This window comes from Pseudomonas sp. B424 (assembly GCF_055408345.1).
Genome location: NZ_JBUZTL010000009.1, coordinates 1 through 13,822, shown reverse-complemented (window position 1 = coordinate 13,822; position 13,822 = coordinate 1). Strand labels below are relative to the sequence as shown.

15 protein-coding genes and 2 tRNA genes are annotated in these 13,822 nt (G+C 59.0%); 3 read left to right on the top strand and 14 right to left on the bottom strand.

Features of this window, described 5'->3' with window-relative positions:
• Positions 1–10 precede the first annotated feature (10 nt).
• The 9 genes from sctS to ACZRMS_RS12730 are packed head-to-tail and all read right to left on the bottom strand — an operon-like array spanning position 11 to position 8,130.
• On the bottom strand, positions 11–271 hold the full coding sequence (gene sctS, locus ACZRMS_RS12770) for a type III secretion system export apparatus subunit SctS (protein ID WP_463995535.1): 261 nt from the start codon (positions 269–271) through the stop codon (positions 11–13).
• Positions 272–278: 7 nt separating this feature from the next.
• Positions 279–932 carry a type III secretion system export apparatus subunit SctR gene (sctR, locus tag ACZRMS_RS12765; protein WP_463995534.1) on the bottom strand — a complete coding sequence of 218 codons (654 nt, stop codon included), beginning with the start codon at positions 930–932 and terminating at the stop codon, positions 279–281.
• A complete protein-coding gene (locus ACZRMS_RS12760) occupies positions 929–1,939 on the bottom strand; it encodes a FliM/FliN family flagellar motor switch protein (protein ID WP_463995533.1) in 1,011 nt (336 codons plus the stop codon). Before ACZRMS_RS12760 ends, sctR begins: the two co-directional genes overlap by 4 nt.
• The gene (locus ACZRMS_RS12755) at positions 1,936–2,364 is read right to left on the bottom strand and encodes a type III secretion system HrpP C-terminal domain-containing protein (protein ID WP_463995532.1); all 429 of its coding nucleotides are present in this window, start codon (positions 2,362–2,364) and stop codon (positions 1,936–1,938) included. The genes ACZRMS_RS12760 and ACZRMS_RS12755 overlap by 4 nt, the downstream gene beginning before the upstream one ends.
• Positions 2,361–2,789 carry a type III secretion system stalk subunit SctO gene (locus ACZRMS_RS12750; RefSeq protein WP_463995531.1) on the bottom strand — a complete coding sequence of 143 codons (429 nt, stop codon included), beginning with the start codon at positions 2,787–2,789 and terminating at the stop codon, positions 2,361–2,363. The genes ACZRMS_RS12755 and ACZRMS_RS12750 overlap by 4 nt, the downstream gene beginning before the upstream one ends.
• Complete coding sequence (locus ACZRMS_RS12745; protein ID WP_463995530.1) at positions 2,776–4,134, bottom strand: FliI/YscN family ATPase; 1,359 nt, start codon at positions 4,132–4,134, stop codon at positions 2,776–2,778. Before ACZRMS_RS12745 ends, ACZRMS_RS12750 begins: the two co-directional genes overlap by 14 nt.
• The gene (locus ACZRMS_RS12740) at positions 4,131–5,057 is read right to left on the bottom strand and encodes an FHA domain-containing protein (protein ID WP_463995529.1); all 927 of its coding nucleotides are present in this window, start codon (positions 5,055–5,057) and stop codon (positions 4,131–4,133) included. Before ACZRMS_RS12740 ends, ACZRMS_RS12745 begins: the two co-directional genes overlap by 4 nt.
• Positions 5,054–7,147 carry a type III secretion system export apparatus subunit SctV gene (gene sctV, locus ACZRMS_RS12735; RefSeq protein ID WP_463995528.1) on the bottom strand — a complete coding sequence of 698 codons (2,094 nt, stop codon included), beginning with the start codon at positions 7,145–7,147 and terminating at the stop codon, positions 5,054–5,056. Before sctV ends, ACZRMS_RS12740 begins: the two co-directional genes overlap by 4 nt.
• Positions 7,144–8,130 (bottom strand): TyeA family type III secretion system gatekeeper subunit, encoded by a 987-nt coding sequence (locus ACZRMS_RS12730; protein ID WP_463995527.1) that lies wholly within the window; start codon positions 8,128–8,130, stop codon positions 7,144–7,146. Before ACZRMS_RS12730 ends, sctV begins: the two co-directional genes overlap by 4 nt.
• Positions 8,131–8,206: 76 nt before the next feature.
• On the opposite strand from ACZRMS_RS12730, the gene ACZRMS_RS12725 reads away from it, so the two are divergent.
• Both ACZRMS_RS12725 and ACZRMS_RS12720 read left to right on the top strand, forming a co-directional pair.
• Positions 8,207–8,446, top strand: coding sequence for a hypothetical protein (locus tag ACZRMS_RS12725; RefSeq protein ID WP_463995526.1), 240 nt, complete (start codon positions 8,207–8,209; stop codon positions 8,444–8,446).
• A 59-nt stretch (positions 8,447–8,505) separates the two neighbouring features.
• Entirely contained in the window at positions 8,506–9,045 is a 540-nt protein-coding gene (locus ACZRMS_RS12720; RefSeq protein ID WP_463995525.1) for an RNA polymerase sigma factor, read from the top strand.
• A 194-nt stretch (positions 9,046–9,239) separates the two neighbouring features.
• Here ACZRMS_RS12720 and ACZRMS_RS12715 read toward each other — a convergent pair whose 3' ends face one another.
• Positions 9,240–10,457 carry an MFS transporter gene (locus ACZRMS_RS12715; RefSeq protein WP_463995524.1) on the bottom strand — a complete coding sequence of 406 codons (1,218 nt, stop codon included), beginning with the start codon at positions 10,455–10,457 and terminating at the stop codon, positions 9,240–9,242.
• 172 nt (positions 10,458–10,629) lie between these two features.
• Between ACZRMS_RS12715 and ACZRMS_RS12710 the strand changes: the two genes are divergently transcribed.
• A tRNA-Met gene (locus tag ACZRMS_RS12710) sits at positions 10,630–10,706 on the top strand.
• 135 nt (positions 10,707–10,841) lie between these two features.
• Here ACZRMS_RS12710 and ACZRMS_RS12705 read toward each other — a convergent pair.
• The 4 genes from ACZRMS_RS12705 to ACZRMS_RS12690 all read right to left on the bottom strand — a co-directional run bounded on the left by ACZRMS_RS12705 (position 10,842) and on the right by ACZRMS_RS12690 (position 13,720).
• Entirely contained in the window at positions 10,842–11,186 is a 345-nt protein-coding gene (locus ACZRMS_RS12705) for a cupin domain-containing protein (RefSeq protein WP_463995523.1), read from the bottom strand.
• 182 nt (positions 11,187–11,368) lie between these two features.
• Positions 11,369–11,444: transfer RNA gene (locus ACZRMS_RS12700), tRNA-Phe, on the bottom strand.
• A gap of 119 nt (positions 11,445–11,563) precedes the next feature.
• A complete protein-coding gene (locus tag ACZRMS_RS12695) occupies positions 11,564–12,964 on the bottom strand; it encodes an FAD-binding oxidoreductase (RefSeq protein WP_463995522.1) in 1,401 nt (466 codons plus the stop codon).
• 78 nt (positions 12,965–13,042) lie between these two features.
• A complete protein-coding gene (locus ACZRMS_RS12690; protein ID WP_463995685.1) occupies positions 13,043–13,720 on the bottom strand; it encodes a response regulator in 678 nt (225 codons plus the stop codon).
• Positions 13,721–13,822 lie beyond the last annotated feature (102 nt).

Sequence of the window (13,822 nt, the reverse complement as noted above, 5' to 3'; positions counted from 1 at the left end):
AGGGCTCCCTTCAACGCGTCGAACGCGCGGCAATGTCAAAGGTGAGGTTGAGCAGTTGAATCAACTCGACGCCGATCCAGCGCCCCGTCAGCGCCAGCGTGATCCCCACGGCGACCAGCTTGATACCGAAGGGCAATGCCTGGTCCTGGATCTGCATCAAGGCCTGGACCAGTGATGTCAGCACCCCCGCGACAACCGCCACGATCAGCGGTGGCGCAGACAGCACCACCACCAGCAACATGCCCTGCTTGAACAACAGAATCGAGTCCATTGGCGCCTCAAAGGTAGGACAGAAAAAGGCTGTCGAGCAGGCGTGTCCAACCGGATACCAGCACAAACAGCAGCAACTTGAGAGGCAGTGAAATCGTCATGGGCGAGACCATCTGCATGCCCAGGGCCAGCAGCAGATTCGACACGATCAGGTCGACGACAATGAACGGGATATAGATCAGAAAACCTATTTCGAATCCGGCCTGCAACTGCGAGAGCACAAATGCCGGAACCAGCAGAATCAGGTCATCGCGATTGACCTGTTGCGCCATTTCCTGCGGCCACAGGCGGGCCGTGTTCTCCAGCAGATGAGTCAGCACATCGGGGGCCGTGTTACGCACCATAAACCCCTGCAAAGGCTTCACGGCTTGTGCCCCACTGGCCTGCAAGGCCTGCAAGCTGCTCAGGTCCACCGGCGATTCCTTGAGGATGCGGGCGGTCTCATAACCCACAGGCGCCATCACAAACAACGTCGCTGCCAGAGCAATGCCGTAGAGCGCAATGCTCGGCGGCACCTGCTGCACGCCGATCGCATTACGGGTGATCATCAACACGATGCAGATTTTCAAAAATGCCGTACACACCACCAGCAGCAACGGCATCAATGACAACCCGCCAAGGAAAAGCGCCAGCAGGAAGGGATCAACCCCTTGAACCGTCATTGTGAAAAACTGATGCGCGACAGCTGCAAGCCGAGACGGCCGTCGACCTCCACCAGTTGGCCGTGGCCAATCCGGCGATCACCGTAGTAAAGCCCGGCCATGCCTGCGCCATAACCCTCAACGGTCAGCACCATGCCGGGGGCCAACTGGCGCAGCTCACCCAGGCTCAGTTTGAGTGCTCCGCAACGAACGCTCATCTCCAGCAACAAGCCTTCAATCGGCTCATCCAGCGCAATCGCTGCGCCCGGTTCATCAATTGGCGCAACGCCCGTGCTCGTAAAAAGAACATCATCCATCGCTGATTCCTCAACAGAACAAATCTTCAGGCACCTGCGCCCGCCGCCATCATCCATCTGCGTATCCAGCTTGAGCCGCCCCACCCTCAATGATCCAAAACCTTCGGTGCTGAACCCGGAACACTCCGCCAGCAACACGTCACCGGGGCGAACCGTGCGCACCTGTTCAATCGCCAGTTGCAAGTGCCCGAGCACTATCGGGATCGACACCGCAAAGCCCTCCCACAGCGGCGCCTTGATTGCCTGCCACGTCCCCGCGTCATAAAGCGCCAGCAGGGTTTGCGCGGGCATCGTCAGCCGGCCGACGCTGCGCGATTGCCCAAGCGCCACGCTGACCCGGCATTCGAAAGTGCCCTGCTGTACATCGGCAAGGGGTCGCAGGTAACCAAAAAGCCCGGTTAATTGCGGGCTCAAACGCTGCTGAAAAAGCCCCCAGAACCATGAATCCGGATCATTGCCGGTGTCTGCCAGCACCACAGGGCATTCACCAAATAAGCTGAGAATGGCAGTGCAGTCACTGAACGTCATGACGCCACATCCGCTTTCAAAGGACAGTGAAACACCAGAATCCGGGGTCGGGCCGGGCTCAAGCACAAGCTCACCGGCCTCGTCGGCTACCCGGAACAAAAAGCGCAGGCCACGGCCCAGCCGGCGATAAGCCGCGACCACCAGACTGTCCTGCCGGGGCAAACAGATTGCCGTTGCGGTCATGGCCGCACCCCCTGCATCAGTTCTATCCTCACGGGCCGGCCCAATCGGCGCGCAAGGCTTTGCTGGCAGCGCTGCTGCTGGCCTGCGAGCCATTGGCAGGTGTCGGCGCGCTCGGCATCCAGCCAGATACTCCAGCCCTGAGGTTCATGGCGCGCACTGACCTTGATCCGTCCGCGACGGGCCAGACACATCACAAATTGCAGGGGCCAGTGGCCGCTCCCCCCAAGGCGGGGCATCAAATGCTCGGACATGGCCTGGGCAAACTCGACAGCATCCGCAGGGTTTGCCAGGCGCGTATCGGGCAGACTGCCCTGGACACCTGACGCCAAAAACGCGTTGAACAGCTTGCTGTCGGCGACACGCCTCCGTGACCCGGAGTCGTGCGGAAGCGCACGTTGCAGTGTGGGCACTGATAGCTCGGTCATAGGACCTTCTGCCCCCATTGCACGGATAACTCCCGAAGCTTTTCTACTGCCCGCCGACACTGCGAGGCGTGCTTGCGCGCACGCTCAACGTCGATCACTTCCCGCCGCTGCTGATCGAACAACAGCTGCAGGCGTTGTTCTTCACGGACCGTTTCGGCACATGCCTTACGCTCCGCCTCGCCCCAGCCTGTCAGGGTTTGCAGTGACACTGCCCGCCCCCGATGCCGGCCCAATAATTCGGCCCGCTGCCGGGCTTCTTGCAGACGGGTTTGTTCGACCAGCACCCGGGCCTGCTCGATACGCACGCTCAGCGCCTGCAGGGCCGCCAGGGCTTTTCGCAACTGCCGCTCGGCCCGCTCGGCCCGAAATCCGCGCAGGCATTGCAGGGTTTCTATTTCACTCAGAGGCACTTCAGGCAGGTACATGGGCAGTCAACTCGCTGAGTTGCTCCAGCGTTACCGGAAATGGCGTGGGCTCACGCAAGTCCTGGCGAAGAAAAGCGTCTACCCGCTGCCGACTTTCGACCGCCATGTCGGTCAGCGCATCGTTCCCCGCCTGGTACTCACCCAGTTTGAGCATCAACTCAATCTGTTGATGGGCAGACAGCAAACGCCTTAAAGACGTCATGTTCTGCACCTGGGCAGGCGCTGCAACATTACCCATGATCCGGGACAGGCTGCCCAGCACATCAATCGCCGGATAGTGGCCGCGCTCGGCCAGCTTTCGTGACAACACAATGTGCCCGTCCAGCAAGGAACGGACTTCATCCGCAACGGGGTCGCTCATGGAGTCCTGCTCGATCAACACGGTATAGATCGCGGTAATAGCCCCCTGTTGAGTCAACCCTGCGCGCTCCACCAATCGCGGCAGCAAGCTGTAAACCGAAGGCGGCAGACCACCACGCCCCAGCGGTTCACCCGCTGCCAGACCGATTTCACGCTGGGCCCGGGCAAAGCGCGTCAGGGAGTCGATCAGCAATAGAACCCGTTGCCCCTTGCTGCGAAAACCTTCGGCCAGGGCGGTCGCCGTGAAGGCTGCGCGCGCCCGCTCCATGCTTGAGCGATCAGACGTTGCGCACACCAGAACGGCTTTGGCGCGCAAGGCATCGTCCAGTTCATGGTCGAGAAATTCGCCCAACTCGCGGCCCCGCTCACCAATCAGCCCAAAGACGATCACATCGCAATCGACGTTGCGGGCGATTTCAGCCAGCAGTGTGGTTTTGCCACACCCGGCCCCGGCAAAAAGCCCCACCCGCTGACCTTCGCCCAGCGTCAACACTCCATCAATTGCCCGCACCCCGGTCGATAATGCGCGGCAGATGCGCGGTCTTTCGGTGGGCAGTGGCGCCTCGCACAACACCGCACCGGCAGCCTCACAAGGCGGCCTGGCGAAGGCTCCCCACCCGCAGCCGGTGAGCGGTCGGCCAAATCCGTCCAGAACCTGGCCCAGCAAATCATTGCCGACACGAACCTGGTGCGCCCCTCCCAGGCGTTTAACCGCCGCCCCTGCGCAAATGCCTTCCAGGTTGCCAAGGGCACTGAGCATCGCGTCCTGCTGATCAAAACCGATGATTTCGGCGAGCACCCACCCTTGGCCCGAGGTCTCGACCTGACATAAATCCCCGATCCGGGCATGTGGCAAACGGCATTGCAGCAAAATGCCATTGATCCGCTGTACCCGGCCGTAAAGAGCCACTGGCGCAAAACCGGCCAACCGGGCGGACTGGCCCTGCCGCCAGCACTCAAGCCTTTCTTGAATGCTCTTGCTCACCACTTCACCTCGTACCGCTGCTTGCCTTCAAACAGCAAGCGGTGATTGTCGATAACGGTCAGGCGCAAGCCATCAATTTCATCACCGAAAAACAGGCGGCGCCCGTCTGCCAACACCACATGGGCCTTTTGGCCGCCAATGATCTGAACGATCCTGAATGGCAGGTCCGAGCTGAGCGCCTGGACCTGGTTGATGATCGGCACTGTCGTGTCGAACTGCGCCGAAAAACGGGCAAGCATCCGTGAAACCAGTGCCTGCGACTCTTTCGAGACGTCACCGCCGAGGGTGATTTGATCGTTGGCGAGCTCAAGGCTGACTTGATGGCCCAGCTCGCGCTCGATCAACATTTTACGTAATTGCTGATGCACCTCTGCCGGCGTCGCGAGCCGACGCTTGTCACTGGTTGAGGCCTCTTCCCGGGGCGGTGGCATCACGTCACTGGAGGGCAAGACCAACCCGCCGGCCACCGCCAGCGGCACCAGCAGTGCGCAGACCAGCCCGGTTTTCCATCGAACTGCCGTGGATGCTGCCCGCTCATTGACCGCAACTTCGTTCGACGTGCCCGGCACATGAACAGGCTCCTGGGACCAGAAGCTGTCGGTGATGGCGATACAAAGCCGGATACCGCCAATGGAGAACTCGACCCTGGGCGCCAGATTTGCAATGCGCGCCAATACAGCCCCGCACTCGTCCTGCAAAAGACCTTGCCGGGCTTGCACCTGCCATCGACCGTCACTGCAGAACAGTTGAGCGTGCTGAGCCTCAATACCGGGGTCGTATAACTCCAGGTCGGCCTCTGCGCTGGCACCGATGCACCATTGATCACCGAACAATGGCAATGCAGCGCCTTGATGCAGGCCGCTTAAAACCCGCAGCTCGAACATCTCGCCCGCGTTGTCGGTCGGCACGCCCTGATGACTCAAGAGACCGCCTCACGCAGCAGCCCTTCGTATTCAAAATCAAACCGGCCAAGCACTTTCACCTTCGCCGAGCCCATCAATTCGGCAAACGACATGACCGGCACATGGTTGAACTCATCGAACAATAAAGTGCGCAAAGGGCTACGCAGATCGTGGGCGACCAGCATCACGCTTTTTTCGCGCAACCCCGGCACAAAGGCATCCTTGAGCTGCTCCACCAACTGGGTGCTGTGCTCGGTGTCCAGGGCAAAGAAAACCCCGGTCTGGGTCTGACGCAACGCCTCGCGCAAAATGTTTTCGGTGTGGGGTGAGAGCAGCCAGGCATGAAGCCCGTCGAGCTCACTGTGCAAGTGATAAATCTGCGACTTCAGGGCTATGCGCGCATAGTCCGCGAGCGCAATCACTTCACGCTCGTGCTGACCGTGCTCGGTCAGTGCTTCGACGATCAGGCGCACTGCACGCAACGGCACCCCTTCACTGGCCAGGCGCTGCAGTACGCCGGAGAATCGGGAGAGGGGCATGATGCGCTGCAGCTCTTGCACCAGTTCCGGCTGGGTTTGCTCGAGCCAGGAGAGAATGGATTTGCTCTCCTGGACACCTAAAAACTGCGGCCCGCTGATCATCATCGCTCGCCGTATGCGCTCGATGATCAAGGTCTGGGCACTGAACGACTCGACGCTCTCCCCGGCCAGCACCGGGTCATCGGGTTGCAGCCATAACCAGTCCAGCTCATCCCGCTGCTCGCTGCCCCTGAGTGCATCAAGGGGTTCGCTTGGCAGGCTGGCACGCCTCACCGCCCTGCGCTCACTAAAGGTGGCCTTGAGCACCGGGGCCTCGTGCACACAAAAACGGAATTCATCCTCGCCAAGCGTGGGGCTGTATTCGATTTCAAATGGGGGGAGCGTCAAGCCCACGGTTGTGACGATGCTGTTACGCACCTGGCGAATGCCGTGAATCAGTTGCGTGGTTGGCCCGAGATCCTGATGGGCAGTTGCAAACTGCAGCACATAAGGCCTGGATGGATCAAAGCTGCGCAAATCCTCTTCGCCGTTTTGCCCGGGGGCAAGCTGCGGCACTTCGACAACCTGCGGCTCCTCTGCCTTCCTGGTGCGCAACCACAAATGAAGCCCCAGGCCAAAGGTGCCCAGGGCAATCGCGATAAACACCAGGGTCGGCATTCCCGGTAACGCGGCGAACGCCAGCATCCCGATCGAAGCAACCATCCAGCTTTTGGGTTCGCGGGTTATTTGCTGCCCGATCTGCACCCCGACGTTGGTGCTTGCCGACGGATTGTCAGGGGCGACACGGGTGATGATCATCCCCGCAGTCAACGCAATCAGAAGGGCCGGGATCTGAGCGATCAGGCCGTCACCGACGGTCAATACCGAATACAGCGTGATGGCATCTGCCGCACTCATACCATGCTGCAACATGCCCGTGGAAAACCCGCCCACTATGTTGATCACCACAATGACCAGGCCTGCGATAGCGTCCCCTTTGACGAACTTCATGGCCCCGTCCATGGCCCCGAACAACTGGCTCTCCCGGGATAACTCGTCGCGTTTGTGACGGGCCTGGGGCCCATCAATCAGCCCGCCGCGCAAATCACTGTCGATGGACATCTGCTTGCCGGGCATCGCATCCAGGCTGAAACGCGCGGAGACTTCCGCCACACGCTCGGAGCCCTTGGTGATCACCAGGAAGTTGACGATGGTGATGATCAGAAAGATCACCAGCCCGACGGCGAGATTGCCCCCAACTACGAAGTTGCCGAATGCCTCGACAATTTCACCCGCATCCTGCTCCAGAAGGATCAGACGGGTCGTCGCAATCGACAGCGCCAGACGAAACATGGTGGTCAACAGCAGGAGCGAGGGGAACGAAGAGAACGCCAGAGGGCTCGGCAGGTAAAACGCCAGAACGATCAGCAGGCAGGAAATACAGATATTGATCGCGATCAGGACATCTATCAGCCACGTCGGCAGCGGCGCGATAAAGATAAACACAATGCCCAGTACAAACACCGCCCCCAGAGCCTCGCCCCCTTTGGCGACGTTCGACAGGCCTTTGTTGAGCCACTGCACAAGTGTCATCGAATGGGTCTCGACAACCCGGGCCTCAGTGGCGCAATACCCTCGGCCCGAGTGTGCTCCCCCATCAGCGCCAATAAAGACTGGAGCGTGGCCTGACGGTTTTGCGGATCACTCCATACCGCCAGCGGCAGCCGTTGAACCAGTGAATAGACCTGGTTCAGGGAGACCAGTTGGCCGGAAAGCCCCTCCCCTCCCAACTCCCGGCTCAGGTCCTGAATCTCGCCGGGGTCGGTGCCTGTACTCGTGTACCCCAGCAAGCGCTGTAACAGGGCGACACCGGTGTATTCACCCGCCGGGGCACGGGCAGGCGATCGCTCAATAAACTGGCAACAACTGTGCAGGATGCCGCCCAATTGGCCGCAGGCCTGTAGCCCCAGGAGCAAGGTACGCAACTTGTCTGTCGGTACAGACGGACGATGGGCGGCAATATCATCCGCCAGGGCCCGGCCCATCATGTTCAACCCGGCATCGACCCCTTCTTCGCCAAACAACCCCAGCAATGCCTGCGTAATACTCACCAGCGATTGTTTCATCACCACGCTGGAGTAATACAGCGTGCGAACGGCCTGGCGCAAAGATGCATCACCATTGGCGGCCTTCAGCGCCTGGGCAATGTTCACACCTGCCTGGATCTGCCGCAGATAACGTACCTGTACCTGCTCTTGAAAAGCCTGCGCCTGAACAGCATCCGGCTCTCGCCCTTGCGCCTGGGCCTGGGCCGTCACGTGCTGCAGCACGACATAGGTACGGGCCGGATCGTCACCGGTCAGCGCCAGCAAACTCTCGACACTGGGCCTGGACATGAGCTCCTGACGGACTTGCCGGGTCAACTGCCCCAGGCTGATCTGACCGGGATGCCCCAACTGCTCATACAACTCGTTGAGTTGCTGGATACCCTGGATTTTCAGCACGGGGGTATCCGTGCGCAGGTTTCGTCCGGGCTGCACTTTGCTGCTGCTCTCTACCTTCTGGCTGAACAGCATGCCGACTTCCTCGGCGGCATTTTGCTGAGAAGCCTGAGGGGCTTGCGCCCGGACCTCCCGCAGGGAGACAAGCGGGATGGAGACCGACGCAACATCGTTTCGCACGTCAACTTTCATAGAGATGCCATCAAGGAAGTTTCGAGTACCTGTGTGGTCGTCCACAGGCAAACGGTTCCTTGGTCGTTCAACGGCATTTTTTGTGAAAAAAATGGCACAAGAAAAAAGCCGCCATGCAAAAAACAGCACTGAAAAAACACCAACCGCAGCAAATACCCATAAAAAACATACAGATAAAAACAGTCCATCATTGGCATAAGCGATGCTTGGCAGGTCCTCGTCGAAACTATTTCGATAGCGTTCACTTGAGGATAAAGAATGAATCACTTAGATGATGTTTTAGCGCCTCCCCTTTTGCCTCCCCCATGCGACCCACTGGATCTGTCACTCGCGCTCCAGAAAAAACTGCGCCTGTTTATTCATAAACGCGTCCTGAATCCCGCAGATGCAGACGATATTTTTCAATTAACCTGCCTTGAGGCCTGGCGCAGCAAAGGCCGCTTCAACGGCCAGGCAGCGCTCAGTACCTGGATGTGCGGCATTGCGCAAAACCTGATCCGCAGTCACTTTCGCCGCCTGTACGCCAGGCCTGTGCATTGCGAGTTTGACGAGGTGCTGTGCCATGAGGAGAACTGCGCCCAGGACCCGGGCGGACAGTTCGAGATCAACCGGCGACTTGAGCTGACGCTCATTGCCATCAACCGGCTGCCGACTGAAATGCGCAATACGCTGTATGCATCACTGGAAACCGGGGGCAGCTACCGCGACACGGCCAGTGCCCTGGAGATACCCATAGGTACGGTTCGCTCGCGCATCTCCCGTGCACGTGAGCAACTCAAGATTGCGACCCACTGCTAGAACTGCCATGGGCCATATCAGCACTGCCGTGTTGAACGGGTGCGCAACAGGGAAGTAAGCCCTGACTTTAGGTGAGATTGAGCCAGTGAACTGTCAGTCGCATGATTGTGCTGCCAGCCATGGGGCTACTGATGAGGTAGCCCCATGGTTGAAGGCAAGCGGCACCTGGCCTGGTGCCGTTAAGACTGGGGCGTTCAGGCTTTTTTGGTGCGCGGCAGCAAGATGGCCAGCACGCCGAACAGCGGCAGATACGAACACAGGCCGTATACATATTCGATGCCATGAATGTCAGCCAGATGGCCGAGCAAGGCGGCACCAATCCCGCCGAAGCCAAACATCAAACCGAAGAAGATACCGGCGATCATCCCCACATTGCCCGGCACCAGCTCCTGGGCATACACCACGATCGCCGAGAACGCCGACGCCAAAATAAACCCGATGATGACGCTTAGCACACTGGTCCAGAACAGGTCGGCGTAGGGCAGCAGCAACGTGAACGGCGCGACCCCGAGAATCGAGAACCAGATCACCGCCTTGCGGCCGATACGATCACCGATCGGGCCACCAAAAAACGTACCCGCCGCGACAGCGCCTAGGAACAGGAACAAATACAACTGTGAAGTGGCGACCGACACATCGAACTTCTCAATCAGGAAGAAGGTGTAATAGCTCGTCAGGCTCGCCATGTAGAAATACTTGGAGAACACCAGCAAGCCAAGGACCACCAACGCACTGAGTACGCGCTGCTTCGAAAGCCCGTGAGTAGCCTTCTGCCCGGCTTTGAGCTTGAAGAGGTTCAAGTGGTTACGGTACCAGCGGCTGATGACATACAGCAGCCCGACCGCGAACAGCGCAAACAGCCCGAACCAGGCGACGTTGCCCTGGCCAAAGGGAATGATGATCGCTGCCGCCAGCAATGGCCCGAAGGCTGAGCCGGCATTGCCACCGACTTGAAAGGTCGATTGCGCCAAACCGTAGCGCCCGCCCGAAGCCAGCCTCGCCACCCGGGAAGCTTCCGGGTGAAACGTTGAGGATCCAATCCCCACCAGGCCTGCCGCCAGCAAAATCAGCGCAAAGCTGCCGACTTGCGACAGCATCAGAATCCCGACCAGGGTGCAAACCATACCGGCCGGCAACAGCAACGGATTCGGATGTCGATCGGTGTAGTACCCCACCCAGGGTTGCAACAGTGACGCGGTGAGCTGAAACGTCAGCGTAATCAGCCCTATCTGGGTAAACGTCAGGTCATATTTGGCCTTGAGCATCGGATAGATCGACGGCAGCACCGCCTGAATCAGGTCATTGATCAGATGCGCCAGCGCCACGGCACCGATGATGCGCATGACGAGCGGGCTGGACTGAGGGGTTTGCGAAGCGGTACTTGTTGTTGTTTGAGCGTTGCTAAGAGCCATAAGAGTTTCCGGACATCAGGTGAATGCGCACTTGCAGGTGCTTCAATGTGCCATTTTTTTACAACATATTGCCATCCAAGTGCCGGAAAACCTTAAGCAGTTGATAGGACAAAGAATTTTTTAAGATATTTGCTTGACACATGTCCATTACGAGGGAATAATGCGCGCCATTGGCTACATAGCTCAGTTGGTTAGAGCATAGCATTCATAATGCTGGGGTCCGGGGTTCAAGTCCCTGTGTAGCCACCAAACACCGGTTTCACTACATCGCAAGATGAAAATGAAACCAACAAGAAGCCCGCCTAGTGCGGGCTTTCTTGTGTCTGGGGTATTCGTTTTTCGCGCCATGCTCCCGCACAGCCAGCCCGGGTATCGGACACGGGCTTATTCTTGCCTGACAATATCGACCGATATCTCCACCGCCGGCATCGCCCCTCTGTTTTCTAGCCAGTGCGTGGTGTGCCTGTCCTCGGGCCAGCCGACACCCGGGCCATAGTCCGTAGCCACGCCATTCCGATGGTCGGTTATCACACCGTGCAGAATGTAGACGGTGCCAGGCCTGTCTATATGGTTGTGAACCGGCCCAAAAACGCCTCCCGGCTCAATCGTCACCAGACGCATGCGAAGCTGGCGCCCTGCCATTCCTTCGATCTCGGGGCCCAGGTCAATGGCGGCAAGCAGTTTGACCGTCACGCCTTTCGTTTCAGGTGCTACCTGTTCGTTGCTCATCGCGCCCACCTCTTTGTAAAGACAACGCCTTACTGAAAGTAGACACCCTAAAAGGCGTGACGAGTGGCGAGGCGACAAAGGGTTGTTCATCACAAGGATGGGCAGATTGGGATTGCAAACATCTACAACGGCCACAAACAAAAAACCCCCGAAGCCGTGAGGCATCAGGGGTTTTGGTGTTGTGGTGCCCAGAGACGGAATCGAACCGCCGACACGGGGATTTTCAATCCCCTGCTCTACCGACTGAGCTATCTGGGCAAGGGTGCAATTAAACGTGTTTTACGGTCGGGGCGTCAATAAACAAATAAAAAAAGATCAATAAATACCTGCGCTTACGATTATCCGTTATTTGAGAAAGCGCCCCCGCCAGCCGAGCATCAAGCCTCAGGCAGGATTTTGCCCGGGTTCATCAAACCGAACGGATCGAGTGCCTGCTTGACCAGACGCATGACACCGAGTGCGGCCCCATGCTCCTGTGACATGTACTTTATCTTTCCCGAACCGATGCCATGCTCACCGGTGCACGTGCCCTCCAGGGCAATGGCGCGCTCTACCACACGCTCATTGAGCGCTTCGGCTTCAGCCATTTCTGCCTCGTTATCCGGGTCGACCACCAACCCCAAGTGGAAGTTTCCGTCCCCCACATGCCCGACCATACCGACAAAAAAAGACACCCGGGCCACATCCTCAGCGGTTTCGGCAATGCATTGAGTCAGCGCCGAAATAGGTACGCAGACGTCGGTACTCCAGATCCGCGCATTCGGGCGCATGGACTGCATCGCATAGTGAACATTGTGCCGGGCGCGCCACAGCGCATTACGCGCATCTGCATCAGCGGCCGCCTGAAAACCCAGTGCCGCGTTGCTTTCGACAATTTCCCGGGTTAATTCGACCTGCTCGGCCACGCTGGCCGGGGAGCCGGCGAATTCGAAAAACAGCGTCGGCGTCTCGGCCAGCCCCATCTGCGAGAAGCGGTTGACGGCCTGCACCGTGCGCGCATCGAGCAATTCGACCCGTGACACCGGGATGCCGTATTGAATGATGGACACCACCGAGCTGACCGCCGCGGCAATCGTCGGGAAGGTGCAGACTGCCGCGCAGGTGGTTTCCGGGATGCCGTAAAGGCGCAGCGTGACTTCGGTGATGATCCCCAGGGTGCCTTCCGAGCCGACGAACAAACGAGTCAGGTCGTAGCCTGCGGCCGACTTTCGCGCGCGGCCGCCGGTCTTGATCACCTGACCATCGGCGAGTACCACGGTGAGGTTCAATACGTTCTCGCGCATGGTCCCGTAGCGCACCGCATTGGTACCTGAAGCGCGGGTAGCCGCCATGCCGCCCAAGGTGCTTTCGCCACCGGGATCGACCGGAAAGAACAAACCTGTGGTGCGCAGTTCGGCATTGAGTTGCATCCGGGTGACGCCCGCCTCTACCGTGACATCCAGATCATCGGGACGCACAGCAATGACTCGCTGCATGCGGCTCAGGTCGATACAGACCCCGCCCCGAGTGGCACCCACATGCCCTTCCAGTGAAGTCCCCCCGCCAAAGGCAATGATCGGCACCCGCTGCGCTGCGCAGAGTTTTACGATGGCCGCGACCTCGGCAGTGGACCCGGCGTAACACACCGCATCCGGCGGTAAAGACGGGTGGTATGACTCACCGCGCCCGTGTTGCTCGCACTCGGCGCGGCGGGTGCTTAATCGCTCACCGAGAAGCTCGCGCAAGGCATCGAGCAAGGTGGGCATGGATGAAAACTGAAGCGTTTGGGTAGAGGCCATAAAAACGTCCATATTGTTATTGGGGGGACGAATCTAAGGTACAGCAGTCATCGCGCCTGTAGTGAGCAGGCCGCCTGCTTACTCGCCACCGGGGTACAACTCCCCGTCCACCAGCCTCGACAAGACGCGGTGAAAGCGCTGCAACAACGCCTTGATCTCATCGGCTGACTCAGGGTTCAAAGGCTCACGCAGCAAAGCGATTTCGCACTCATTGCAAACCGCCGCCAGGGTGACGGCGCCTACCGTGGCAAATGAGCCATGCATCCGGTGCACATAGCTGACCAGTTTCGATGTGTTGGCTTGCTGCAAAGCCAGCTGCGCCTGCGCCAGATCCTCCTGCAGGGTGGTGATAAACAGCCGGTGCATCATCGGTGACAGCGTAATCCAGTCTTCCAGATCATCCGCTGCCAGGGCCGCAGCAGGGGGCGCCTGCACCCGGACAGGCTGGGGAGCATAGGCAGACAGGGTCTGGCGCAATGTCGTCAGACTCAAGGGTTTGACCAGCCAGACATTCATCCCGGCCTCCAGGCATTGCTCGCCTTCTTCGCGCAAGGCATTGGCGGTCACGCCAATAATCGGCACCAACGGATCAAGCTGACGCAAGCGGCGAGTCAGCTGATAGCCATCGAGCCTGGGCATATTGACGTCGGTGATCACCAGATCGAACGACGCCTCACTCCAGCGCAACAGCGCTTGCTCACCATCGTCTGCCAACGTCACCCGAACACCCAGGGCTTCTAGCTGCTCCCTGAGAATCTCCTAGGGGGTGTTCTCATTCAGGCGAGCCATATGACAGCAGACACAAGGGATAACATCGACTGGTAATTCCTGGCCAGTCGCTCATATCGTGTCGCTATC